The following is a 22,040-nucleotide window of genomic DNA, read 5'->3' as shown; positions in this document are numbered from 1 at the left end:
GCGCATACCTGCCCCTTATAACACAAATCACTTGCCGATGCAAAAGCTTGAAAAGACGCGATTCAAGACCTCTTCCGGGCTGTCCAGGCCGGTGACCTCGCCCAGCAGGGCCGCCGCGGCGTCCAGACGGACGGAACAGCAGTCATAAGGACTGCCTGCGGCGATGTCCGCCAGCAGGGCGTCCAGCTCGTGCAGGGCACGTTCCAGCACCAGCGACTGACGGGCGTTGGGGGCCAGCCCGTCGGAGGGCGGCGTATGGCTGCCGTCGTCCAGCAGCAGGGCCCGCAGACGGCGGGCCAGGGTATCCACGTTGTGGCCGGTGCTGGCGCTGATGCGCACGCAGGGACGGCCGTGGCCCCAGACAGGCGGCCAGACGGCGGGTTCGGCGAGATCGACCTTGTTCCAGACCAGCAGCACGGGGATGTCGCCGGCCTGTTCCAGCACTTCGCGCACGGCCTCGTCGGGACAAAAGTCGGCAGCGGCCCCGGCAGGCCCCAGACGGCCGCCGTCCACCAGCAGCAGGATGGCGTCGGCCTGACGCACCTTCTGGCGGCTCAGGGCCACGCCCATCTCTTCCACGCTCTCGTCGGTCTCGCGCAGGCCCGCCGTATCGGTCAGGCGCACGGGCAGGCCGTCCAGCTGGCAGCTTTCCTCAAGGAAATCGCGCGTGGTGCCGGGGATGTCCGTGACCAGGGCGCGGTTGCGGCCCAGCAGGGCATTGAGCAGACTGGACTTGCCCGCATTGACGGCACCGGCCAGAACCACCACGGCGCCCTGCTGCATGACCTGCGCACGGCGCTGGCCGGTCAGCAGGCCGCGCACGGCGGCGGCCACGTCCTCCACCACGGCGGCGAAGGCTTCGGGGGCGAGGCATTCCACCTCTTCGTCGGGAAAATCCACGGCCAGGCTCATCTGCACGCGCAGCTCTTCCAGACGCCGGCGCAGGGCCGTGACCTTGCGGCCCAGCAGGCCGTCCAGACGGTTGAGGCTGTAGCGCAGGGCCTCGCGCGAAGGCGCGGCGATGAGTTCGGCCACGGCCTCGGCCTGGCTCAAGTCCATGCGGCCGTTGACGAAGGCCCGGCGCGAGAACTCGCCCCGCTCCGCGGCCCGTGCCCCCAGACGCAGGGCCGTTTCCAGAATGGCCTGCACGATGAAGGGGCCGCCGTGGCAATGGATCTCGGCCACGTCTTCCCCGGTGAAGGTGCGCGGGCCGGGCATGAACACGGCCAGCACATCATCCAGCGGCGCGCCTTCATGGTCCAGGGCGCGCCCGCGGTGCAGCACCCAGGGCCGGAAGCCCGAGAACTTTGCCGACGCGGGGCTGAACATGCGGGAAAGGATCTCCCGGGACTGCGGCCCGGAGATGCGGACGATGCCGATGCCCCCCGCACCGGGAGCCGTGGCTATGGCGGCGATGGTAGGCATCAGGAACGCTCGGGACGGCGGCGCATGATGACGACCCGCTTCATGGGACCATCACCGGAACTGCGGGTCTGCACTTCCTCGGCATCCTGCAGGCAAAGATGCACGATGCGGCGATGATAGGAGCTGAGCGGACGGGTGGAATAGGAGCGGCCGGTCTGGCGCACCTTTTCAGCCAGGGCCAGGGCCATCTCGCGCAGCTTCTCGTCCTGGCGCTGGCGGTAGCGTCCGGCATCCAGCTGCACGCGCACGGCGGCGTTCATGCCGCGCGAGACCACGCGCGAAGCCAGATACTGCAGGGAGGCCAGGGTCTGGCCCTCGCGCCCGATGAGCAGGCCGGAATCTTCCTCACAGTCCACGGCCACGCGCACACGGCCGTCGGCCACGGTCACTTCCAGCGTCACTTCCTCGCCCACGATGGGGCGGACGAGCTGGCGCACGGCTTCCTTGGTCAGGGCTTCGAGACGCTGGGGGTCCAGTTCCTCCACAGGGGTGAAGGGCAGGCTCTCCTCCACTTCATCCAGCACGTTTTCGGTGTTCTCCACAGGCGCGGGCACGGCCGGGGCCTGCGGACGCTGGCGGCGGCGGCCTTCGCCCTCACCGCGCACGGAAGGACGGGGACGGGCGCGGCGGCCCTCGCCGCGGCGGTTGCCGGCTTCAGGAGCCGCATTTTCGGCAGGGGCTTCCTCGGCCGGGGCTTCGGCCGCAGCGGCGGCACGGGCCTGGTCACGGCCACGACCGCGGCCACGGGGCTGACGGGCGTTCTCGGCGGGCTTTTCCTGCCGTTCGGCCTTGTCGGCCCGGGCGGGCTTTTCGCTCTTCTCAGCCTTCTCGTCCTTGCGGGCGGGCCGTTCTTCAGCAGGAGCGGCCTCCTTGCGCGCCTCTTCCGGGGCGGGCGCGGCCGGAGCGGCCACGCTTTCCTCGCGGGCGGCAGGGGACACCTTTTCGGCAGGGCGACGGGGCGCTTCCTCACGGCCCAGGGACGGCCGTTCCAGCCGGACATCGCAGCGCTTCTTGCCGAGGACGCTCTCCACGGCTTCGCGCAGAGCGGCACGGCGCGCACGGATCTTGGCCTTGCGGGCCCCCACGATACCAAAAATGCCGCTCTTGGCGTCCTGAACTATCTCAATCTCCAGCTTTTCGCGGGCGGCATTGTAATAGCTGCAGGCCTCCTGAATGGCGGCATCCAGATTCTTACCCTGAAACTCTTTGAATCCGTCCATAAACTCTCCCAAAAGGGGCGGCAGCGGGGAGACCCCGCTGCCACCACATATGGACTCTTTTCCGTGTCGCAAGACCGCTCACGCGGTCATGGGCCGTGACCCTACTGGGCCAGCAGCTTGCTTCTGCGGCCCATCCGCCACTGCTGGGCAATGGACAGGATGTTGTTGACCAGCCAGTACACCACCAGACCGGAGGGGAAGCTCAGGAACAGGGCGGTGAAGACGATGGGCAGGAACATCATGATCTTCTGCTGCGTGGGATCGGTGGCCGGCGGGCTCATCTTCTGCTGCAGGAACATGGTGATGCCCATGATGATGGGCGTGATGTAATAGGGGTCCTTGGAGGACAGGTCAGCCAGCCAGATCAGGTCCGTGCCGGGCAGATAGGTGATGAAGGGCGCGTGACGCAGCTCGATGGAGGTCAGCAGCGCCTGATACAGACCGAAGAACACGGGCAGCTGCACCAGGATGGGCACGCAGCCGCTGGCGGGGTTGACGCCGTAGGTCTTGTACAGGGCCATGACTTCCTTGTTCATGGCTTCCTTGTCGTCCTTATACTTTTCGCGGATGTTGGCCATCATGGGCTGGAGCTTCTTCATCTTTTCCATGGAAGAGTAGCTCTTGGCCGTCAGGGGCCAGAACACGGCCTTGATGACGATGGTCAGCATGATGATGGAAAGGCCCCAGTTGTGGGTGTACTGCTGGAAGAATTCCAGCAGCCACAGCAGGCCCTTGGCGATGATGCTGAACATGCCCAGGTCCACGCTGAGGGCCAGCTGGTCGGACACGGCGGCCAGCATCTTGCGCTCCTTGGGACCCATCCAGTAGGAAACTTCGAGGGTGGTCTCCTGGCCGGGGGCCACCACCACTTCCTTGGGCTCCAGGGCCACGCGGTAGACGCTGCCCTGCATGCGGCCCACCATGCGGGCCTCATCGGCGTCACCGGGCATGACGGCGGACAGGAAGTAGGTGCTCATGGGGCCGGCCCAGTAGAGCTTGCCGCTGGCTTCCACGCCTTCCTTGGCCAGCTTGTCGGTGGAGGTCTCTTCGCCCAGCGAACCGCCGTTGTCCCAGGCCACGCGCATGGCGTCGTAGTTGGTGTTGGCGGCATTGCTGGTGTCGGCGGCCACGGTGTAGCGCACGCGCACGCTGCGGGTGTCGGCGCCCAGGGTGGCCAGGCTCACCTTTTCGGAGATCAGGTAATTTTCGGAATTGAAGGTCAGTTCACGGGTCACGCGCAGGTTGTCGACCTCGCCCACCAGGCGGACGACGCCCTTGCCGCCTTCAGCCACGGTCACACCGCTGTCGGACTCCAGGGCCCACTTGCCGGTGCTCCACGAAGGCTGACCGTTGATGACCAGCCCCAGAGGCGCCACAGCGGCGGTCTGGGGATCCACCATATTGATGCGGGGAGAATCCTCGTCCAGGCCGGAGGTGTACTTCTTGAGCTCGAAGGAGCGCAGCACACCGCCGCCGGAATGCAGCACGGCCTTGTACAGGGGGGCGTCCACCGTCACGTCCACGCCGGGGGCGGGAGTGAAGGCAGGCAGGGGCTCGGCCTGGGCCTTCTGCTTGGCTTCGGCTTCAGCCTGGGCCTTCTGGGCCTGCTCGGCCTGGGCAGCCTCCATCTTGGCTATCTCGGCCGGATCGGGTTTGACCACCCAACCCATATAGTCGGCCAGATAGCTCCAGCCGACGACCACGAGCAGACACAGGACAATTGCCATGATAAGATTTTTGCCGTCTTGCATGCGGGGAGGTACTCCATGAAGCAGAGACTACGGGTGACGCCGCGCAGGGGGCACGGGATCATATCCCGAGCCGCCCCAGGGATGGCAGCGGGCCAGACGACGCAAGGCCAGCCAGCCGCCGCGCAATACGCCGTGGGTCATGATGGCTTCCAGGGCGTAGGCGGAACATGTGGGGTAAAAACGACAGGCAGGGGGCAGGACCGGAGAGATGAACAGCTGGTAGAAGCGGATGGGCAGGACGAAGAGACGGCGCAGCATGGCTAGTCCCTGTTCCGGCCGCCGTTGTTCCTGGCCGGGTGCAGGCCCGGCAGGCGCTGCAGCAGCGGCAGCAGCTGGGCGTTGACGCGGTCCTGGCTCAGGTCCGCCGCGCCGGTGTGCTTTTTGGCCACAGCGACGATATCCAGATGTTCGGGCAAAAGTGCCCGGTGCAGGCGAAAGAATTCCCGCAGCAGACGTTTGACCCGGTTGCGCGTGACCGCTTTGCCCACCTTGCGGGATACAGCCATGCCCATACGCGTACAGGCCCCGTTTTCGCGGGGCCGTACAAAAACAAGGAAATGCTCCGTATGGTAACGCCTGCCCCGCTCGTAGCACGCGGAATACTCCGCTTGTTTGCGGATGCGGCTCTGGCGGGGCAGAAAAAGGCGTTCGGCCATGATGGCTCGCTTCTGGGATCGCGGGGCGCAGCCCCCAATCGACTAGGCGCTCAGATGCTTGCGACCCTTGGCGCGACGACGGCGCAGGATGGCGCGGCCGCTGGGGGTGGCCATGCGGGCGCGGAAACCGTGGGTGCGGGCTCTTCTGACTTTACTGGGCTGGTATGTTCTCTTCATTGCTCTAGCTCCTTGCGTGTGGCTGCGGCGACGGACAGCAGGCCAAGTGGCCCGGCGCGAGGTTTGCGCGACATAAGCGGGAAGGCTTGCCCGTGCCCGCAGCACTGTCGCTGCACGGAATACGCCTTGCAGCCTGTAAATTTGAAAGGGTTACATACACGGCATAAGGCCCGCCGTCAAGGCTTGTTCACCATCCCCGGGCGGGACAATGAACAAAAAAACGCCGGCGGGACCGCTCCCTGCCTGTCGGTAAAGGCCTTTTGCGCCTTGACAGGATGTGCCTGCGACGGCACAATTTTTATTTCATTATCACCAAGGAGACCGCATGTCCACGCCAGAACATCTGCTGCCCCCGCCGCCCGCCTGTCCCTGTGTGGTCCTCATCGGCATGGCCGGCGCGGGAAAATCCACTGTGGGCATGGCCCTGGCCCAGACCCTGGGCTGGGCCTTCATGGACAGCGACTATCTTATGGAAGCCCTGTACGCCGACCGCCTGCAGTCCGTCACCGACGCCCTGAGCAAGGAGGCCTTCCTGGATCTGGAAGCCGTGGTCCTGGGCTCCATCCGCGTCCAGCGCACGGTCATCGCCACGGGCGGCAGCGCCGTCTACCGGCCGCAGGCCATGGCACATCTGGCCACTCTGGGGCCCGTGGTCTTCCTGGACGTACCGCTGGAGGCCATCGAAGAGCGCATCGCCCGCAATCCCGACCGCGGCCTGGCCATCGCCCCGGGGCAGACCCTGGCCGACATTTTTTATGAGCGCGAGGCCCTCTACAACCACTACGCCACCCTGCGCTGTGACGCCCGCCAGAAGACGCCCCAGCAGTGTGCCCGCTGGATCGCCGAGCATCTTCCTCCCCTGCCCGGCCTGCCCACGGCCTGATACTCTTTGCCGCTTTTTGCGGCCATCCCCGCATGACGGGCCTCCGCCTTTCCGGGCGGAGGCTTTTTTTATGCCCTTTTCCCATGACCGGGATGGCGCATTGCGCCCCGGCCTGCCGCCAACGTCCGCCACGGGTTGATGACACTTTCCGCTTGACATTTTTCCGGACGCATGTTTCCGATGTATCATCGGTCAATAGGCACTTTTATCTGCAAAAAGCCTTTTAGACCCCTGTAAAGATATGGATACGCGCAAACATCTTCTTCCTCCACTGAGCGGAAGTCAGGCAGGTATACTTGTTGCCATCTGTCTTGCCGCAGCCATGACGACATTTCATGGCCGTCTTCTTATCTCATCGCTGCCTGATTTGCGTGGTATATGGGGATTATCTTATGATGAAGGCTCCGTCATCAGTACCGTTGCATCAGCATCACAGCTCATCCTCGCACCCATACTGCCCTTTTTCCTGACAGCGCTGGGCCTGCGGCGTCTGCTCCTGCCGCTTTCCCTCGGCTTCGTCTGCGTCGCTTTCTGCATCCCCTTCATCTCCGGCTACGAGAACCTGCTCGTGGCCCACGCCCTCATGGGGTTGCTCATCGGCTCCTTCGTGACGGCCACCATACAGATCATGCTCAAACATCTGCCGCCGCCGTGGTGGGTGGTGGTACTGGCCTTTTTCACCTTCCATGTCTCCCTGGGCATCAATTCCGGCGTCTCGCCGGGGGCCTTTTATCTGGAATATATGGGCTGGCAATGGATCTACTGGCAGTCCGGGCTCATCATGTTCGTCTATTTCGTCCTGCTCCAGCGCCATCTGCCCCCGGATACGCCCATCAGGGAGCTGCTGCACAAGCCGGACTATTCCGGCATGGCCTTCTATTGCCTGAGCGCCGTCCTCATCTATGCCGGGCTGGATCAGGGCGAACGCCTGGGCTGGTTCGATTCCGGCATCATCACGGTGTTCCTGGCCGGCGGTATCGTCAGCTTCCTCCTTTTCCTCGCCAACGAGGCGCTGGTGGAACGCCCCTGGGCCCCGCCCCGGCTGTTCGCGGACTTCAACATCATCATGTCCGTGGGCATGGTCATCATCTATATATTCATCCTCTCCGCCAATTCCCTGCTCATCACCCTGTTCCTGGACACGGTGCACGATCTGCGGCCCCTGCAAAGCGGCCTGCCCCTGCTGCTGGTGGCCCTGCTGCAGCTGCTGGCCACGCCCTTCTGTGCCTTTCTGGTGCTCAAGGCGGACACGCGCCTGCTCTGCGCCACGGGCGTCCTGCTCATGGGGCTGGCCTGCTATCAGGGCACCTTCATCACCGCGGACTGGGTGGCCGCCGACTTTTTCCCCATGGCCATCCTGTTCGCCATCGGGCACCCGCTGGTCTTCCTTTCCCTGATGGCCTTCTGCATGGCCTGCTTCACGGCCAAGACCGCCGTGGGCCTGCTGGCCTATATCCAGGTCTCGCGCATCTCCACGCCCATCGCGGGCAATGCCCTGTTCCAGCTGCTCATCCGGCAGCGGGAGGATCTGTACTTCAGTCAGACAGGCAGCCGCCTGACCGGCGACGCCCCGGCCGTGGCCCGTTTTCTGGACAGCGGCGGCTCGCTGGACCAGCTCGGACAACAGTTGCAGACCGATGCCTTCATCCTGGGGATCAACGATGTCTTTGCCCTCTGCGTCTGCATCGCTCTGGGCACCATGCTGCTGCTGGCCTTCGTCAAGGCCATGAAACCAACGCCGGTCAGCCCCGTGGATCTGGGCACGCCGGGAAACTGAACGCACGGGGACCGTCATGAACAGCCTCAAACCCGGTTTTGCCGACGAACTGCTGAAGCTGGCCCTGTATGACCGCCTGCTGGCCCTTTTCCGGCTCTCGCCGTGGATCATCCTGGGCATGCTGCTGCTCGTCATCCTTTTCTTCCTGCTGAACTTCAACCGGCTGGAGAGCGGCAAGCGCATCCAGGAGACGGACAATGCCTACACCCAGCTCGACCGCGTGGTGCTGGAGGCCAAGGTCAACGGCTATGTGGCCCAGGTGGGCTTTGGCGATTTCCAGCAGGTGAAGGCCGGGGACGTGCTCCTGCGCGTGCAGGATGCCGACTACCGGGCCCGCACGGATCAGGCCCGGGCCGTCAGGGACAAGAGCGCCGCCAACCTGGAGCGTCTTGATCTGGAGATAGGTTTGCAGGAGGCCTGCATCCGGCAGGCCCGCGTGGCTGCGGAAAATGCGGCGGCACGTCTCGATCTGGCCAGCCGCGAGAACGCCCGCGTGCAGAAGCTCTTCAAATGCAACGCCGTCTCCACCCGTGAGGCGGACTCGGCCGAGATCAATCTGCGCACGGCCCAGCACAGCCACCGCGAGGCCCTGGCCGAAGTCCGGGTACAGGAACGCAAGCTCGAACTGCAAAAGGCGGACAGGCAGCTGCGCGAGGCTGACCTCCGGGCCGCGGAAGCCCAGTTGCAGAGCGCCCTCATCGACCTGGGGCACACCATCATCACCGCCCCGGGCAACGGACACACCGGTGCCCGCAAGATACAGGTGGGCGATCTGGTGAGGGAAGGCATGCAAGTCGCCTCGCTGGTGCTGGACATGCCCCCCTACATCGTGGCCAATTACAAGGAGACCCAGATAGGCAACATCCGGGCTGGGCAGCCCGTGGAGATCCTCATCGACACCTTCCCCGGCCACACCTTCAAGGGCCATGTGGAGAGCATCTCGCCCGCCACCGGGGCCACCTTCTCCCTGCTGCCCAAGGACACCTCGTCCGGCAACTTCACCAAGGTCGTCCAGCGCATCCCGGTGCGCATCGCCTTCGAGCCCGGGCAGGAGCGCCTGCCGGAGATCCGCTCCGGCATGTCGGTCATCACCCGCATCGACACCGGCAGCGCGCAGACGGGAGCCTGAGCCGGCAACGAGCCGAGGGCGGTACGGGATGCATCGGCAAAAAACGGCTGGCCTCCTCCGCCCCTCCCGGCGCGGACGCCCCCTTGCGGCCCGCCTGCGCGTGCTGCCGCCTTTTCCTCTTTTCCCTGCTCCTCCGCTTTGCCGCCCCACGGTCCGACGGGCTCTCGCTGACCGGGATGTCCGCGATAGCAGCATGCCCCTCTGCCACTTAAAGGACGCCCGCAGGCCAGAAAAAAAGCCCCCTTCCCGTGCAGGGAAGAGGGCTGTGGCATCAGACAGGCTGCGGCAGGACTAGTACTGCCACTTCTTGCCGTCGTGACGGATCATTTCATTGAGATTGCGGGTCTTGATCTTTTCGCAGGGAGCGGAAAGGGCAGCGCTCTTGCTGGCACCGCGGCATTCATAGACATGCTCGGAATAGCGGATGAAGCCCACATAACCACGGGCGCCCTTGCGCACTTCAGTGGTCAGGCTGTCGGTATCCACTTCCACATAGGTGGCCACGTATTCCTTGCCCACCTTGCGCACTTCCTTGTGGGCCTTGGAGGGCATCACCGTGCGGGAAGCACGGCCCACCAGGCTCTGGCCGGTCTTGTACAGATCGGCTTCCAGTTTGGACTGGGACACGGGGGCCGCCTTGGCCGGAGCCTTTTCAGGGGCTTTGGCGGTTTCGGTGGCTGCTTCTTCAGCAGGGGCGGCCGTAGCCGGGCTGGAGCCTTCGTCCCCGCCGAACAGGGCGCAGCCGCCGCACAGCAGACTGGTCAGCAGGCTGACTGCCAGGATTTTTTTCATCTGTCATCACTCCTTAATGGAAAACCCGGCGTTTCCGCCGGGTTTCATTCAAAGGGGGAAAAGGGGGCGTCGTTTAGTCGAAGGAGATCTCCGTACGACGGTTCATGTAGCGGCCTTCTTCACTGTCGTTGCTGTACTTGAAGGACTTGCCCTTGCCGATGGCGGTCATGCGACTGGCGGGCACGCCCTGCTTGGCCAGGTAGCCCTTAACGGCTTCGGCGCGGTTCTTGGACAGCTTGGCGTTGTAGGCGTCGGTACCACGGGAGTCGGTCCAGCCGGTCAGCACGATCTTGGTGTTGGGCTTGGACTTGATGAGGCCGGCGGCTTCGTCCAGGATGCCCATGGCCTTGCTGTCCAGGGCATAGGAGTCAAAAGCAAAGTTGACGCCGCGCAGCACGATCACGGTTTCTTCCTGGCAGAACACGGCCAGCACGAAGCGTTCCACTTCGGCGTCGCTGGTGGCCAGGTCTTCAGCGCGAACCAGCACGGAGGCGGGGTTCATGCCGGCAATGGCCTTGACGGTGGCTTCGCCCTGGGGGGTGTCGGCCAGGGAGATCACGTGGATGACCATGTTACGCTGGGTGGCGTACACCTGACGGGCCACTTCCACCAGATCCATACCGCGGTTGTTGTCGCCGTCGGTCACCAGGATCAGGGCAGCGCTGCGTTCCATGGAGCTCAGGAAGGGCTCGTAGGCCTGCAGGCCGTCGCCCATGTTGGTCATGCGGCCGAAGGTGGCAAAGCCGCTGCGCAGGGTGTTGATACCGCTATCCATGGCGGCGCGGTTCCAGGGGCCCTGTTCGATGACGGTGCCGTTAGGAGCGATGGTGTGCAGGCCGCCCTTGAAGTCCAGGGCGGGGATGGCGGCGTTGACGCGCTTCAGGGCGATCTTGGCCACTTCGATCTTGTCCTGCTTCATTTTGTCATTCTTCATCATCATGGAGCCGGAGTAGTCCACGACGAAGTCGAAGCTGTTGACCTTCTTGCTGCAGACAGGAGCGGCCACGGCAGCCACGGCGAAGCTCAGAAGAACCGCGGCGGTAAGGGCCAGCAGGCGGAAAGATTTCATGATGCCTCCCAAAAAAGTTATTGTTTTGCCTGCAACATGCCAGGCAATATGCGCCAGCTACCTTTTTCCTTTATGGGAAAGGGTATTGACACCTTTAAAAATTAGCGCGTTTCGCAACAAAGGGCAAGCGTTCTTTCTTTCAACGCCCTCTGCACAGCGGCTCCCGGCACGGAACGGAGTCGTCCGGCGGTCACCCGGCACCTGCCGGGCATGCCCGGTGGCTGGACAGTCGGGCCCGCCTGTAGCATACTGAATAGATACAAAAGGATGGGTTATGCCAGCACTCGATTTTTCCAAATGGAGCCCCGGCGGCAACACGACGCTCTTCTTCCCCGCCGCAGGCCTGGATGCGGCCCGGCAGGCGGAGCTGGCCCGGCAGGCCATGCGTCCTGACAGCCTGGGGGCGGAACAGGCCGGTTTCGTCTCAGTGGAGGAACGCCGTCTGCGTATGGCGGGCGGTGAGTTCTGCGTCAATGCCACCCGGGCCTTCGGCGCCCTGCTGGCTTTTCGCGAGAGCGCCTCGCCCGAGGCCACGCTCCAGGGCATCGCCCGCCAGAAACTGGCCAACGAGCACCGCTACGAGGTGCAGGTCTCCGGCTGGCAGACCCCCATCCGGCTCCAGGTACGCGGCACCTCCCCCCACTGGCAGGTGCGCGCCGAACTGCAGCTGCCGCCCTGCCCCATCACCCACCCGGAACAGGGCATCCATCTGGTGCGCCTGCCCGGCATCTGCCACCTGCTGCTGGACGGCGAGGTCCACATGCAGCCCGAGGACTGCATCGCCGCCTCGCGCATGCTGCGCCGCCAGTACGGCATGACCGGCGAAGTGGCCAGCGGCGTCATCTGGTGGGGCCGCCGCGCGGGCCTGCTGGACATGCTGCCCGTGGTCCACGTGCGCGATGCCCACACCACCTGCATCGAGAATGCCTGCGGTTCCGGCGCCCTGGCCCTGGCCCTGCTGCTGGCCGCCAAGGGCAACCGCAAGCCTTTGGACATCATGCAGCCCGGCGGCAGCTCCCTGCATGTCCACATCCCCGACGATGACCAGGGCAAGGCCTTCATCGACGGTCCTGTGGACCTCGTGGCCCGCGGCCGCGTCTGGCTGCCCGACGCGCAGGCCTGATTTTCGGGGCGGCCGCCCGCCGGGCTTGCGTCCGGTCGTTGCGGCTGCCCTTTTTTGCGCGCTTCGCGCGTCCTGTCCCCGCTCCTTTTCAACCAGAGATACATGAAACAGCAGAACCTTCTCCCCGGCATCAGCCTGCCCGCTCCCCGTCCTTCCCGTCCGGCCGAGACCCCGCCGGCGCCGTCCCCGGCCGCTCCGGCCGTGCCCGATACGGATACCTGGTCCCCGCAGGAGAGCCTGCTGCACTCCGCCTTCGTTTTCGAACCTGCCGGTACGGCGGCCGAACCCGTCCTGATCCTGGGCCTGGACTGCGCCCAGCCCCTGCGCGAGGGGCTTGCCCCCGCACGCCTGCGCCTTATCGAGCAGGCCGACGTCCTGTGCGGCGGCCGTCGCCTGCTGGCGGCCTTCGATGATCTCCCCGCCCGGCAGCTGCCCCTGACCGCCCCGCTGGAACCGGTGCTGGCCCGCATCAGCCATCTGCGTGCCGGCGGCAAAAAAGTGGTGGTGCTGGCCGACGGCGACCCCCTGTTCTACGGCATCGGCACCACGCTCCTGCGCCAGCTGGGCCCCGAAGCCGTGCGCATCCTGCCCGGGGTCAGCTCCCTGCAGCAGGCCTGCGCCCGTCTGGGCCTGCCCTGGCATGACGTCATCTGCCTTTCCCTGCACGGCCGCGACGATCTGACGCCCCTCCACACCGCCGTGCACCGGCAGCGGCCCATCAGCCTGCTCACCGACGCCCGCATGACGCCCGATCTGCTGGCCCGTCACCTGCTGGACAGGGGCGTGGACTGGTTCGCCATGCATGTTTTTGAACACATGGGGAGCGACGGGGAACAGGAACATCATCTTACGCTGGCCGAAGCCGCCGCTGCCCGCTTCGGCGCCGTCTGTACCGTTTTGCTGACGCCCGCGGGCGAGATGCGCCGTCCGCATCCCGGCCTGCTGCCCGCCGAACTGCGGCACGAGGACGGCCTGCTGACCAAGCCCGCCGTGCGTGCCGCCGCCCTGGCCCTGTTGCGCCCCGAGCCCCGGCATACGGTCTGGGATCTGGGCGCCGGCTCCGGTTCCGTGGCGCTGGAGGCGGCCTGCCTGGCCCACGAAGGCCGCGTGGTGGCCGTGGAGCGGACCCCTTCCCGCGCTCTGGACATCCAGGAGAACCGCCGCCGCTTCGGGGCCGCCTCGGTGGACGTCTGTCTGGGTACGGTGCCCCAGTGCCTGCCGCGCCTGCCCGACCCGCACCGGGTCTTCATCGGCGGCGGGCTTTCCGGCGACGGGGCCCACAACCTGCTGGAACAGGTCTGCCGTCGCCTGCTGCCCGGCGGACGGCTGGTGGTGAGCTGCATCTTGCTGGACACGCTGGCCCGCTGCCGTGCCTTCTTCGAGGGCCTGGGCTGGCCCGCCGAGGTGATGCAGATACAGTCCGCCCAGTCCCGGCCACTGGGGCAGGACATTTTCCTGGCCGCCGCCAATCCTGTTTTCCTGCTGGCTGTGGACAAGCCCGAACAGGAGAAGGACGAAGACTAAAAAAGGACATTGGGGGCGTATATTTATGAAGGAGGCAGCCCTCCTTCTGGACGCCGTTCCCCCGGCATGACATTACGGGGACGCGGGGCGGAGACAACAGGCCCCGCCTACTGGAGGAGACTATGGAAAAGCAGCCAGGCATGGTCAGTTTCGTCGGCGCGGGTCCCGGTGACCCGGAACTGCTCACCCTCAAGGGGAAACGCCTCATCGAAGAGGCGGCCCTGCTGCTCTACGCCGGCTCCATGATCCCGCCCGCCCTGCTGGATCTGGCATCGCCCCGGGCCAGCGTCATCGACGCCGCCCCGCTGGATCTGGAAGAATGCCATTCCCTCATGCTCCAGTTCGCCCGCGCCGGTCAGCCCGTGGTGCATCTGCATACCGGCGACCCTGCCGTCTACAGCGCCCTGCGCGAACAGCTGGCCCTGCTGGACAGGGACGGCATCCCCTGGCAGGTGGTGCCCGGCATCACGGCCGCCAGCGCCGCCGCTGCCGCTGCCGGATGCAGCTTCACCGTGCCCGGCGCCACCCAGAGCCTGATCATGACCCGCATGCCCGGCCGCACGCCCATGCCCGAACAGGAAGCCCTGCGCCATCTGGCCAAGCACGGCACCACGCTGGCCGTCTACCTTTCCGCCATGCAGGCCCGCGCCATGCAGGAGGAGCTGGAACAGTCCCTGCCCGCCGCCACGCCCGTCATCTGCGCCTTCCGCCTGGGCTGGCCCGACCAGCAGCTCATCCGCACCCGCCTCGACCTGCTGGCCGAGACCATCGAAAAGAACGGCCTCTCCCGCCAGACCGTGGTCCTCGTCCTGCCCGGCGAGGGGGAAGACGCCCCGGTACCGCGCACCTGCGGCCCGCACACCGATCATGACTGACGCGCCCGGGGAAAGCGCCCCGGGCCTTTCCCGGATCATTCCTCTTTTCGTCTTCCTTCCCATCCGTCACCAGCCATGCACGGCAGCGTGCTATGGCCGCCTCCCTGCCCAGCCTGCGCGGCATACGTCGAGGGTACCCATGCCCCACGCCCACAGGACGCCCCGCTTTTCACAATTCCTCATTTCATACCGCAATGCTTGCAAGCGGCAAAAAGCTTGGGTAAGCTGGCACTTTCCATTATCCCGCAGCAGGAGTGCAGGAACATCATGCCAACCCCCATTCTGGAAAAAGAAAGCCTCATCCCGGGCAAGACCAGCAAACTGGTGCTGCATGCGCCGGCCATTGCCAGCCACGCCCGGCCCGGTCATTTCGTCATGCTGCGCATGAGCCCCACGGGCGAGCGCATCCCCCTGACCATCGCCGATACGGATGCCGAAAAGGGCACCATCACCATCGTCTATCTGGTCATGGGCAAGAGTACGGCCATCCTTGAAGACCTCAAGGCCGGCGACGAGATCCTGGACGTTTGCGGCCCCCTGGGCAAGCCCACCCACATCGAGAAAAAGGGCACCGTCATCTGCGTGGGCGGCGGTACCGGCATTGCCGCCATGCACCACATCGCCAAGGGCCATTCGCGCATCGGCAACAAGGTCGTGGGCATCATCGGCGCCCGCAACAAGGACCTGCTCCTGTTCGAAAAGGAACTGGCCAGCTTCGTGGACGAGCTGCTCATCTCCACCGACGACGGCAGCTACGGTCACAAGGGCCTGGTCACCGACCTGCTCCGCGACCGCCTGGAATCCGACAAGGACGTCTTTGAAGTGGTGGCCGTGGGTCCCGTGCCCATGATGGCCGCCGTGGCCAACACCACCCGTCCCTACGGCGTGCACACCACCGTCAGCCTCAACCCCATCATGGTGGACGGCATCGGCATGTGCGGCGCCTGCCGCGTGACCGTGGACGGCAAGACCAAGTTCGCCTGTGTGGACGGCCCCGAATTCGACGGTCACAAGGTGGACTTCGACGAACTGCGCCGCCGTCTGGGCGCCTACCGCGATCAGGAAAAGGTCTCCATCGACCAGTACAGGAGCACCCATGGAAACTAAGCCCAAAAAGACCATTGCTCCGCGCGTGGACATGCCCTGCCAGCCCGCGGACGTGCGCGCTCACAATTTCGACGAAGTGGCCACCGGCTACACCAAAGAGATGGCCATGCAGGAAGCCTCCCGCTGCCTGCAGTGCAAAAAGCCCCTCTGCATGAAGGGCTGCCCCGTGGAAGTGCCCATCCGCGACTTCATCGCCGAAGTGGCCCGCGGCAACTTCGACGCCGCCTACCGCATCATCAAGACCACCAACAGCCTGCCTGCCGTGTGCGGCCGCGTCTGCCCGCAGGAACACCAGTGCGAAGGCAAGTGCATCCTCAACGCCAAGGGCCAGCCCATCGCCATCGGCCGCCTGGAACGCTTCGTGGCCGATACCTACATCGCCACCAGCGCCTGTGAACAGGTGACCGGCACCAATTCCTGTGCCATGCCCGTCAAGGGCAAGAAGGTGGCCTGCATCGGCTCCGGTCCTTCCTCCCTGACCTGTGCGGGCGTCTGCGCCGCCAACGGCCTCAAGGTGGATGTGTTCGAAGCCCTGCACGAGCCCGGCGGCGTGCTCATCTACGGCATCCCCTCCTTCCGTCTGCCCAAGAACGTGGTGGCCACCGAAGTGGACGGCCTGCGCCGTTCCGGTGTGGACTTCCACCTCAACAGCGTGGGCGGCCGCACCTTCACCGTGGACGAACTGCGCAAGGAATATGACGCGGTCTTCATCGGCGTGGGCGCCGGTCTGCCGGTCTTCCTGGGCGTGCCCGGCGAAAACCTGGTGGGCGTGTTCTCCGCCAACGAATACCTGACCCGCGTGAACCTGGGCCGCGCCTATGCCTTCCCCGAACAGGACACCCCCGCCTACCTCGGCAAGCATGTGACCGTGTTCGGTGCCGGTAACGTGGCCATGGACGCCGCCCGCACCGCCCTGCGCATGGGCGCGGAAAGCGTGCATATCGTCTACCGCCGCACCAAGGCCGAGATGCCCGCCCGCCGCGAAGAAGTGGAACATGCGGAGGAAGAAGGCGTGAAGTTCGAGATGCTGGCCTCCCCCGTGAAGTTCAACGGGGACGCCGAGATGAAGCTCACGTCCGTGACCCTGCAGAAGATGGAACTGGGCGAGCCCGACGCCTCCGGCCGTCGCCGCCCCGTGCCCGTGGAAGGCGCCACCTACGAACTGGCCACCGACCTGGCCATCGTGGCCCTGGGCACCCGTTCCAACCCCATCCTGCTGGAAGCCACCGAAGGCCTGGAAAAGACCGAGCGCGGCTACATCAAGGTGGATGAAGCCACGGGCGAGACCTCGTTGCCCAACGTCTTCGCCGGCGGCGACATCGTCACCGGCGCGGCCACGGTCATCCTGGCCATGGGCGCCGGACGCCGGGCCGGTCAGGAGATCTGCCGCCGTCTGCTCGGCTAACCGGCCATAGCATCAGCACATCACGGGGAGGGTCCGCCCTCCCCATTTTTTTCCCTCGGGCCCTGCCCCCATCTCAGCGCGTCCGCGACCTGCCGTCATCACGGCCATCCCGTCTGTCCCTGACAGGCCGGGGCGCTCCCGGAGACCATCATGATCACCGCCGACCTCCACAGCCATACCCGTTATTCCCACGGCGCCAGCACGCCCCAGGAGATGTACGCCGCCGCCTGCACGGCCGGGCTCAAACTGCTGGGCTTCACCGAACATTCCCCGCGTCCGCTGGGCTTCGACTATACCAACGAATACCGCGAACAGTTGAGCCGCTTCATGCCCACCTATGCCCGCGAGGTCTGCGAGCTGCGCGACAACGCCGCTCCCGATGCCTGCCAGGTGTTGTTCGGCATGGAGATGGACTGGCTGGAAGGGCAGGCGGACTTTGCCCGCCAGGCCTGCACCGCCTATGATTTCGACTATCTGCTGGGCAGCGTGCATTTCATCGGTCACTGGGGCTTCGACGACCAGGCCTCGGACTGGGACATCCTTTCGCAGGAAGAGTGCGAGCGGAACTATGTGCGCTACTTCCAGAGCTGGCGCGAGATGATCGCCTCGGGCATGTTCCAGATCGCCGCCCACCCCGACCTCATCAAGATCTTCTCCGTGGACCGCTTCCACATCTGGCTCAACAAGCCCGGCAGCCTCGACATCATCCGCACGGCCCTCACCGAGCTGCGCGATGCGGGCATGGCCATGGAGATCTCGTCCGCCGGGTTGCGCAAGCCCTGCCGCGAGATCTACCCCTGCGCGCCCATCATGCAGCTGGCCGCCGAGCTCCGCGTGCCCGTGACCTTCGCCTCCGACGCCCACATCACCACCGACGTGGCCTTTGCCTTCCCCCGCCTGGAAAGCTACGCCCGCGCCTTTGGTTTCACCCAGAGCGTCTGGTACAAGCAGGGCCGGCAGTACGTGCTGCCGCTGTAGGAAAGGACACGGCGCCCGGATATTTTGGGGAGGGAAGGGGAGATCTTCTCCGCTGCCGATGCCCGTGACGCCGCTCCGGCGCTGACGGGCACGGCCCTGCGGGCCGCCATTGGGTCGTTGCCCGCACGGGAAGGATCCCCTTTCCCCAGTCGCCCTCTTCCCGGCGCGCTTTATCCCAAAGATGGCGCGCGGGAGGGCCCGGGCTTTCTTCAGCCCGGATTTCCCGGGCACCCTCGGGCAAGGCCGCTCCCCCATATCCCCAGTCGATGACCCGTCCGTCTCCGGTCTCCCTGGGCCCGACGGCTACAGGCCCCGCCCGGTCGCGTACATATGTTTTCAGGCTGTCCTTCGGACAGTTCTCCATCTCTCAGCGGTCCGCAGGACGGATGCGTACCGCCAGTTTTACGAGCCTCTCATGGAAACCCAGTCTCCCCTCCTTCCCGGCAGTCCCCTGGTGGACATCGAAGACCTGAGCCTGTTCCTGCCCGGCGATGCCCGGCAGAAAATGATCCTGCACCACATCGACTGGCATCTGTGCCGCGGCGAGCACCACTTGCTGCTGGGCCACAACGGTGCCGGCAAGACCACGCTCATGCGCCTCATGCACGGCCTGCTCTGGCCGGCGGAAGGCCGCATCGTCTGGCACACCAGCGAAGGCGAGGAGACCTCGCCCATCGCGGGTCGTGCCGTCAGCGCCCTGGTCTCGCCCGACCAGCAGGAGAACTACCAGCGCCAGCGCTGGTACATCACCGGCCGGGAACTGCTGCTCACGGCATTCGAAGATACCCCCCTGCTCTACACCAACACTTCCGAGCAGCGTCATGCGCAGGTGGAAGACATGGCACGACGCCTGCGCGCCCTGGACCTGCTGGACAGGATGGTGCCGGAAGTCTCGCAGGGCCAGCTCCGCCTGCTCCTGCTGGGCCGGGCCCTGGTCCGGCAGCCGGATCTGCTCCTGCTGGACGAATGCAGCGACGGTCTGGATGCCGACCACAGCCGCCGCTTCTACGAAGTGTTGGACAGCGTGCGCGAGCACTGTACGGTCATCATGAGCAGCCACCGCCCGGAACAGGTGCCGGACTGGTGCCGCAAGACGCGCGTCATCCATCAGGGCCGTCTGCTGGCCCCGGGAAGCGCCCTGCCGCCGCAGGAAGGCGAATATGAGGACATCAGCCTGGCCGGAGCCGTGACGTCCGCCCCGGAACCCTCCGCGCCGCTGCTGGACGTGCGCCATGCCACGGTCTTCATCGACGGGCAGGAGATCTTGCACGATGTGGACTGGACACTGCGCAAGGGCGAACACTGGCGCATCGAGGGCGAGAACGGCTCGGGCAAGTCCACCTTCCTGCGCCTGCTGGCCGGGGACGAATTCGTGGCCGTGGGCGGTACGCTGGTACGTCATCTGCCCCATCACGGCGGCGAGACCGTGCTGCTGGAAGAGATCCGCAAGGGCGTGCGTCTGGTCTCCGACCTCTCCCAGGCCCTTTACGGCTACAGCATCACGGCGCTGGAACTGGTCTGTACCGGTCTGGAAAACACCGTGGGCGTCTACCGCGACTACAGCAAGGCCGAGCAGGATCAGGCCCGCCGCGTCATGCGCGAACTGGGCGTGGGCCATCTGGCGGACCGCTCCATCCGCCTGCTCTCCACCGGACAGCTGCGCCGCCTGTTCCTGGCCCGCGCCCTCATGGGCGAACCGGACATCCTGCTTCTGGACGAGCCCTGCTCCGCCCTGGATGAAGACTCCCGCCGCCAGTATCTGGATCTGCTGGACCAGCTGGCCGCCCGCGGCATCTCGCTGGTCTTCGTCTCCCACTTCGAGGGCGATGCGCCGTCCTGCATCAACCGCCGGGCGCGCATGCATCAGGGACGTCTGGAAATTTTGGCATAGAGAATTCTCTGGGGGGAGGAAGACCCTTTTGCTCGCGGCAAAAAGAGTCTTCCTCCCCCCAGTCCCCCCTCCTTCCCCAAAACCCGCCCACAAAAAAAGCCCCGCGCAATGCGGGGCTTTTTTCAGTATGACGACGGGATAGCGGACAACCGTGAAGAACAGACAGACTGTTTTCAGCTTCACCGGGGGACAGATGCCGAGGGCACATCCTTCCGTGCTGCCCTGTCCGTCAGGGACCAGAAGAAAAGTTTTCGGAGAGGGATGGGGGTCCGGGGGAAGGGAGGCCCCTTTTCCAAAAGGGGCCTCCCTTCCCCCGCAGAACTGCCTTAATCCTTCTTTTCGAAGGGGTTCTTCAACTCTTCCGCCTGCTCCGGCTTCTTGCCCAGCTTGGCGCGCAGGACTTCGATGGCCACCGGCAGCACGGAGATGATGATGATCAGGTAGACGATGATGCTGAAATTCTGGCGTACCCATTCCAGGTTGCCCAGAAAATAGCCGGCCGAGACCAGACCGCCCACCCAGAGCACACAGCCCGTGATGTTGAACAGGAAAAAGCGGTGCGGGCACATGAGGGCGATACCGGCCACGAAGGGCGCGAAGGTCCGCACGATGGGCACGAAGCGGGCCAGGATGATGGCCTTGCCGCCGTGCTTCTCATAAAAGTGATGCGCCTTGAGCAGGTGCTCCTTCTTGATGAAGCGGGAATCCCGCTGGAAGATGGCCGGGCCCACATGACGGCCAATGAAGTAGTTCACCGCGTCGCCCATGATACCGGCGGCCAGCAGTACCAGCAGCACATGGCCGTAGCCCATGAGCCCGGCACCGGCCACGACGCCGGAGGCGAAGAGCAGGGAATCCCCCGGCAGGAAGGGCGTGACCACGAGGCCGGTCTCGCAAAAGACGATGATGAACAGGATGGCATAGATCCACATCCCGTACTGTTCCACCAGTTCGAAGAGATGGGTGTCGATATGCAGGATGAAGTCCACCAGATATGTCAAAAATTCCATGTACACCTCGATAGGGATTTGAGACTGAAAGCCTTTCCCTTGTATCCCAGCCATGCCTGTGGCACAACACCTACAGCGGCCCTGCTCCCGCTGCGGGGACGCCTCCACCCCTTTTCCTGTCTCGCGAGGTCCCATGCCTGTCCGTTCCGCCGTCATCATGGTCCTGCTCTGCCTTTTCATCACCGTCCCGGCCCTGGCCGATAACGGCTACAATCCCGGTTTCCGCACTCTGGGCTTCTGGCAGCAGGAAAGCGGCATCCGCGTGGACGTCAACGTCTGGTATCCGTCCGTGCGCGCACCGCGCTCCCTGTCCTACGCGCCCTGGACCATCCGCGGCGCCCGCAACGGCAAGCCCGTACCCGGCCGCTTTCCTCTGATCCTGCTCTCCCATCCCTCGTCGGGGACGCGCTTTTCCTTCCACGATACGGCGGCAGCCCTGGCGGCGCGCGGCTTCGTGGTGGCCGCGCCCACCCATCCCCGCGACTGCATGGAGAACATGGACCATCTTTTCCTCTGGGAACAGCTCAAGGACAGGGCTCTGGAACTGTCGGCCACCATGGACCTGCTGCTGGCCGACAAAGACATCGGCCCCAGCATCGACCCCAAGCGCATCGGCGTCCTGGGCTACGGCAGCGGCGCTACGGCCGCCCTGCTGCTGGGCGGCGCCCTGCCCGACTGCTCCGGCTGGATGGACTACTGTCGCAAGGCCCCCCAGGACGATGCCTACTGCTATGATCAGCCCCGGGCCCGCATGGACAGCATGTGCGGCCATTTCCCGCTGGATCCGCGCAGCCTGACCGATCCCCGCGTCAAGGCCATCGCCGCCGTGGGCCCCACCTTCGGCATGCTGTTCAGCCATCAGGGGCTGGCCGGCCTGCAGCCGCACCTGCTGCTGGTGGGCCTTGAGCATGACGACCTGAGCATCTCCTCGCTGCATGCCGAGGCCCTGTATGAACGCATGGACAGGAAGCCCGCCCATCTGTTCCTGGACAAAGCGGACATGTCGCTGCTCATGGCCCCCTGTCCGCCCAGCCTGGCCAATGAGCTGCCCGAGATGTGCCATGACGAGCTGGATCCCCTGCGCCAGCAGCTGTTCAGCACGCTGACCCGCAGACTGGCCTCATTCTTCCTGGAATGGCTCGGTACCCAGGAAGGCCCGGAGAGCTTCTTCTCCCTCGGTACCGGCGAGTAGACCGCCCCTGGCTTGACAAGGTCCCGCCATTCTTCCTAGGAAGGGAAATCACCCCC

The 22,040-nt window shown here is 65.3% G+C and carries 20 protein-coding genes; 11 read left to right on the top strand and 9 right to left on the bottom strand.

Annotation, left to right across the window (positions count from 1 at the left end; translation table 11 throughout):
* Window positions 1–27: 27 nt before the first annotated feature.
* The 6 genes from mnmE to rpmH form a co-directional block, all read right to left on the bottom strand.
* Window positions 28–1,425, bottom strand: a complete 1,398-nt coding sequence (gene mnmE, locus Q4I12_RS06670) for a tRNA uridine-5-carboxymethylaminomethyl(34) synthesis GTPase MnmE (protein WP_302261115.1) — start codon at window positions 1,423–1,425, stop codon at window positions 28–30.
* Complete coding sequence (locus tag Q4I12_RS06665) at window positions 1,425–2,645, bottom strand: protein jag (RefSeq protein WP_302261114.1); 1,221 nt, start codon at window positions 2,643–2,645, stop codon at window positions 1,425–1,427. The genes mnmE and Q4I12_RS06665 overlap by 1 nt, the downstream gene beginning before the upstream one ends.
* Window positions 2,646–2,746: 101 nt before the next feature.
* Window positions 2,747–4,396, bottom strand: coding sequence for a membrane protein insertase YidC (yidC, locus tag Q4I12_RS06660; RefSeq protein WP_302261113.1), 1,650 nt, complete (start codon window positions 4,394–4,396; stop codon window positions 2,747–2,749).
* Window positions 4,397–4,423: 27 nt separating this feature from the next.
* Entirely contained in the window at window positions 4,424–4,654 is a 231-nt protein-coding gene (gene yidD, locus Q4I12_RS06655; protein ID WP_006007998.1) for a membrane protein insertion efficiency factor YidD, read from the bottom strand.
* Between the two features lie 2 nt (window positions 4,655–4,656).
* Window positions 4,657–5,052 (bottom strand): ribonuclease P protein component, encoded by a 396-nt coding sequence (rnpA, locus tag Q4I12_RS06650; RefSeq protein ID WP_168935642.1) that lies wholly within the window; start codon window positions 5,050–5,052, stop codon window positions 4,657–4,659.
* Window positions 5,053–5,094: 42 nt separating this feature from the next.
* A complete protein-coding gene (rpmH, locus tag Q4I12_RS06645) occupies window positions 5,095–5,229 on the bottom strand; it encodes a 50S ribosomal protein L34 (protein WP_006007995.1) in 135 nt (44 codons plus the stop codon).
* Window positions 5,230–5,554: 325 nt separating this feature from the next.
* Between rpmH and thrB the strand changes: the two genes are divergently transcribed.
* From thrB to Q4I12_RS06630, 3 genes are all read left to right on the top strand, one after another.
* The gene (gene thrB / locus Q4I12_RS06640) at window positions 5,555–6,112 is read left to right on the top strand and encodes a homoserine kinase (RefSeq protein WP_302261112.1); all 558 of its coding nucleotides are present in this window, start codon (window positions 5,555–5,557) and stop codon (window positions 6,110–6,112) included.
* A gap of 241 nt (window positions 6,113–6,353) precedes the next feature.
* On the top strand, window positions 6,354–7,889 hold the full coding sequence (locus Q4I12_RS06635) for an MFS transporter (RefSeq protein ID WP_302261111.1): 1,536 nt from the start codon (window positions 6,354–6,356) through the stop codon (window positions 7,887–7,889).
* Window positions 7,890–7,905: 16 nt separating this feature from the next.
* Window positions 7,906–9,018 carry an HlyD family secretion protein gene (locus tag Q4I12_RS06630; protein WP_204674740.1) on the top strand — a complete coding sequence of 371 codons (1,113 nt, stop codon included), beginning with the start codon at window positions 7,906–7,908 and terminating at the stop codon, window positions 9,016–9,018.
* Between the two features lie 291 nt (window positions 9,019–9,309).
* Here the strand turns inward: Q4I12_RS06630 and Q4I12_RS06625 are convergent, their stop codons facing one another.
* Window positions 9,310–9,810, bottom strand: a complete 501-nt coding sequence (locus Q4I12_RS06625; protein ID WP_168935638.1) for a translation initiation factor 2 — start codon at window positions 9,808–9,810, stop codon at window positions 9,310–9,312.
* Between the two features lie 73 nt (window positions 9,811–9,883).
* A complete protein-coding gene (locus Q4I12_RS06620) occupies window positions 9,884–10,879 on the bottom strand; it encodes an OmpA family protein (protein ID WP_297137689.1) in 996 nt (331 codons plus the stop codon).
* Window positions 10,880–11,153: 274 nt separating this feature from the next.
* Between Q4I12_RS06620 and Q4I12_RS06615 the strand changes: the two genes are divergently transcribed.
* The 7 genes from Q4I12_RS06615 to Q4I12_RS06585 all read left to right on the top strand — a co-directional run bounded on the left by Q4I12_RS06615 (window position 11,154) and on the right by Q4I12_RS06585 (window position 19,782).
* Window positions 11,154–12,002: a histidine racemase CntK family protein gene (locus Q4I12_RS06615; RefSeq protein WP_204674742.1), complete on the top strand. Its 849-nt coding sequence runs from the start codon at window positions 11,154–11,156 to the stop codon at window positions 12,000–12,002.
* Window positions 12,003–12,104: 102 nt separating this feature from the next.
* The gene (gene cbiE, locus Q4I12_RS06610) at window positions 12,105–13,526 is read left to right on the top strand and encodes a precorrin-6y C5,15-methyltransferase (decarboxylating) subunit CbiE (RefSeq protein ID WP_204674744.1); all 1,422 of its coding nucleotides are present in this window, start codon (window positions 12,105–12,107) and stop codon (window positions 13,524–13,526) included.
* Window positions 13,527–13,648: 122 nt separating this feature from the next.
* The gene (gene cobM, locus Q4I12_RS06605; RefSeq protein WP_204625873.1) at window positions 13,649–14,401 is read left to right on the top strand and encodes a precorrin-4 C(11)-methyltransferase; all 753 of its coding nucleotides are present in this window, start codon (window positions 13,649–13,651) and stop codon (window positions 14,399–14,401) included.
* Window positions 14,402–14,668: 267 nt separating this feature from the next.
* Entirely contained in the window at window positions 14,669–15,508 is an 840-nt protein-coding gene (locus Q4I12_RS06600) for a sulfide/dihydroorotate dehydrogenase-like FAD/NAD-binding protein (RefSeq protein ID WP_040369795.1), read from the top strand.
* Entirely contained in the window at window positions 15,498–16,913 is a 1,416-nt protein-coding gene (gltA, locus tag Q4I12_RS06595; RefSeq protein ID WP_204625875.1) for an NADPH-dependent glutamate synthase, read from the top strand. Before Q4I12_RS06600 ends, gltA begins: the two co-directional genes overlap by 11 nt.
* A 150-nt stretch (window positions 16,914–17,063) precedes the next feature.
* Window positions 17,064–17,891 (top strand): histidinol-phosphatase, encoded by an 828-nt coding sequence (locus tag Q4I12_RS06590; RefSeq protein ID WP_204674748.1) that lies wholly within the window; start codon window positions 17,064–17,066, stop codon window positions 17,889–17,891.
* Between the two features lie 415 nt (window positions 17,892–18,306).
* Complete coding sequence (locus Q4I12_RS06585; RefSeq protein WP_302261109.1) at window positions 18,307–19,782, top strand: ATP-binding cassette domain-containing protein; 1,476 nt, start codon at window positions 18,307–18,309, stop codon at window positions 19,780–19,782.
* Window positions 19,783–20,108: 326 nt separating this feature from the next.
* Here Q4I12_RS06585 and Q4I12_RS06580 read toward each other — a convergent pair whose 3' ends face one another.
* Window positions 20,109–20,792 (bottom strand): DedA family protein, encoded by a 684-nt coding sequence (locus Q4I12_RS06580; protein ID WP_302261108.1) that lies wholly within the window; start codon window positions 20,790–20,792, stop codon window positions 20,109–20,111.
* Window positions 20,793–20,925: 133 nt separating this feature from the next.
* On the opposite strand from Q4I12_RS06580, the gene Q4I12_RS06575 reads away from it, so the two are divergent.
* Window positions 20,926–21,984, top strand: a complete 1,059-nt coding sequence (locus Q4I12_RS06575; RefSeq protein ID WP_302261107.1) for an alpha/beta hydrolase family protein — start codon at window positions 20,926–20,928, stop codon at window positions 21,982–21,984.
* The last annotated feature ends 56 nt before the right edge of the window (window positions 21,985–22,040 follow it).

Origin of the sequence: Desulfovibrio piger (assembly GCF_951793255.1) — a bacterium.
Lineage (GTDB): Bacteria > Desulfobacterota > Desulfovibrionia > Desulfovibrionales > Desulfovibrionaceae > Desulfovibrio.
This window is presented reverse-complemented; position numbering and strand designations above follow the sequence as displayed.

Bases quoted from the DNA above. Each gene is read 5' to 3' on its own strand.
- Q4I12_RS06580 (WP_302261108.1), bottom strand. From the start codon at position 20,792: ATGGAATTTTTGACATATCTGGTGGACTTCATCCTGCATATCGACACC.
- cobM (WP_204625873.1), top strand. From the start codon at position 13,649: ATGGAAAAGCAGCCAGGCATGGTCAGTTTCGTCGGCGCGGGTCCCGGT.
- Q4I12_RS06635 (WP_302261111.1), top strand. From the start codon at position 6,354: ATGGATACGCGCAAACATCTTCTTCCTCCACTGAGCGGAAGTCAGGCA.
- Q4I12_RS06630 (WP_204674740.1), top strand. From the start codon at position 7,906: ATGAACAGCCTCAAACCCGGTTTTGCCGACGAACTGCTGAAGCTGGCC.
- Q4I12_RS06585 (WP_302261109.1), top strand. From the start codon at position 18,307: ATGGAAACCCAGTCTCCCCTCCTTCCCGGCAGTCCCCTGGTGGACATC.
- rnpA (WP_168935642.1), bottom strand. From the start codon at position 5,052: ATGGCCGAACGCCTTTTTCTGCCCCGCCAGAGCCGCATCCGCAAACAA.
- Q4I12_RS06600 (WP_040369795.1), top strand. From the start codon at position 14,669: ATGCCAACCCCCATTCTGGAAAAAGAAAGCCTCATCCCGGGCAAGACC.
- Q4I12_RS06615 (WP_204674742.1), top strand. From the start codon at position 11,154: ATGCCAGCACTCGATTTTTCCAAATGGAGCCCCGGCGGCAACACGACG.
- thrB (WP_302261112.1), top strand. From the start codon at position 5,555: ATGTCCACGCCAGAACATCTGCTGCCCCCGCCGCCCGCCTGTCCCTGT.
- Q4I12_RS06620 (WP_297137689.1), bottom strand. From the start codon at position 10,879: ATGAAATCTTTCCGCCTGCTGGCCCTTACCGCCGCGGTTCTTCTGAGC.
- yidC (WP_302261113.1), bottom strand. From the start codon at position 4,396: ATGCAAGACGGCAAAAATCTTATCATGGCAATTGTCCTGTGTCTGCTC.
- Q4I12_RS06590 (WP_204674748.1), top strand. From the start codon at position 17,064: ATGATCACCGCCGACCTCCACAGCCATACCCGTTATTCCCACGGCGCC.
- yidD (WP_006007998.1), bottom strand. From the start codon at position 4,654: ATGCTGCGCCGTCTCTTCGTCCTGCCCATCCGCTTCTACCAGCTGTTC.
- Q4I12_RS06625 (WP_168935638.1), bottom strand. From the start codon at position 9,810: ATGAAAAAAATCCTGGCAGTCAGCCTGCTGACCAGTCTGCTGTGCGGC.
- cbiE (WP_204674744.1), top strand. From the start codon at position 12,105: ATGAAACAGCAGAACCTTCTCCCCGGCATCAGCCTGCCCGCTCCCCGT.
- gltA (WP_204625875.1), top strand. From the start codon at position 15,498: ATGGAAACTAAGCCCAAAAAGACCATTGCTCCGCGCGTGGACATGCCC.
- Q4I12_RS06665 (WP_302261114.1), bottom strand. From the start codon at position 2,645: ATGGACGGATTCAAAGAGTTTCAGGGTAAGAATCTGGATGCCGCCATT.
- Q4I12_RS06575 (WP_302261107.1), top strand. From the start codon at position 20,926: ATGCCTGTCCGTTCCGCCGTCATCATGGTCCTGCTCTGCCTTTTCATC.
- mnmE (WP_302261115.1), bottom strand. From the start codon at position 1,425: ATGCCTACCATCGCCGCCATAGCCACGGCTCCCGGTGCGGGGGGCATC.
- rpmH (WP_006007995.1), bottom strand. From the start codon at position 5,229: ATGAAGAGAACATACCAGCCCAGTAAAGTCAGAAGAGCCCGCACCCAC.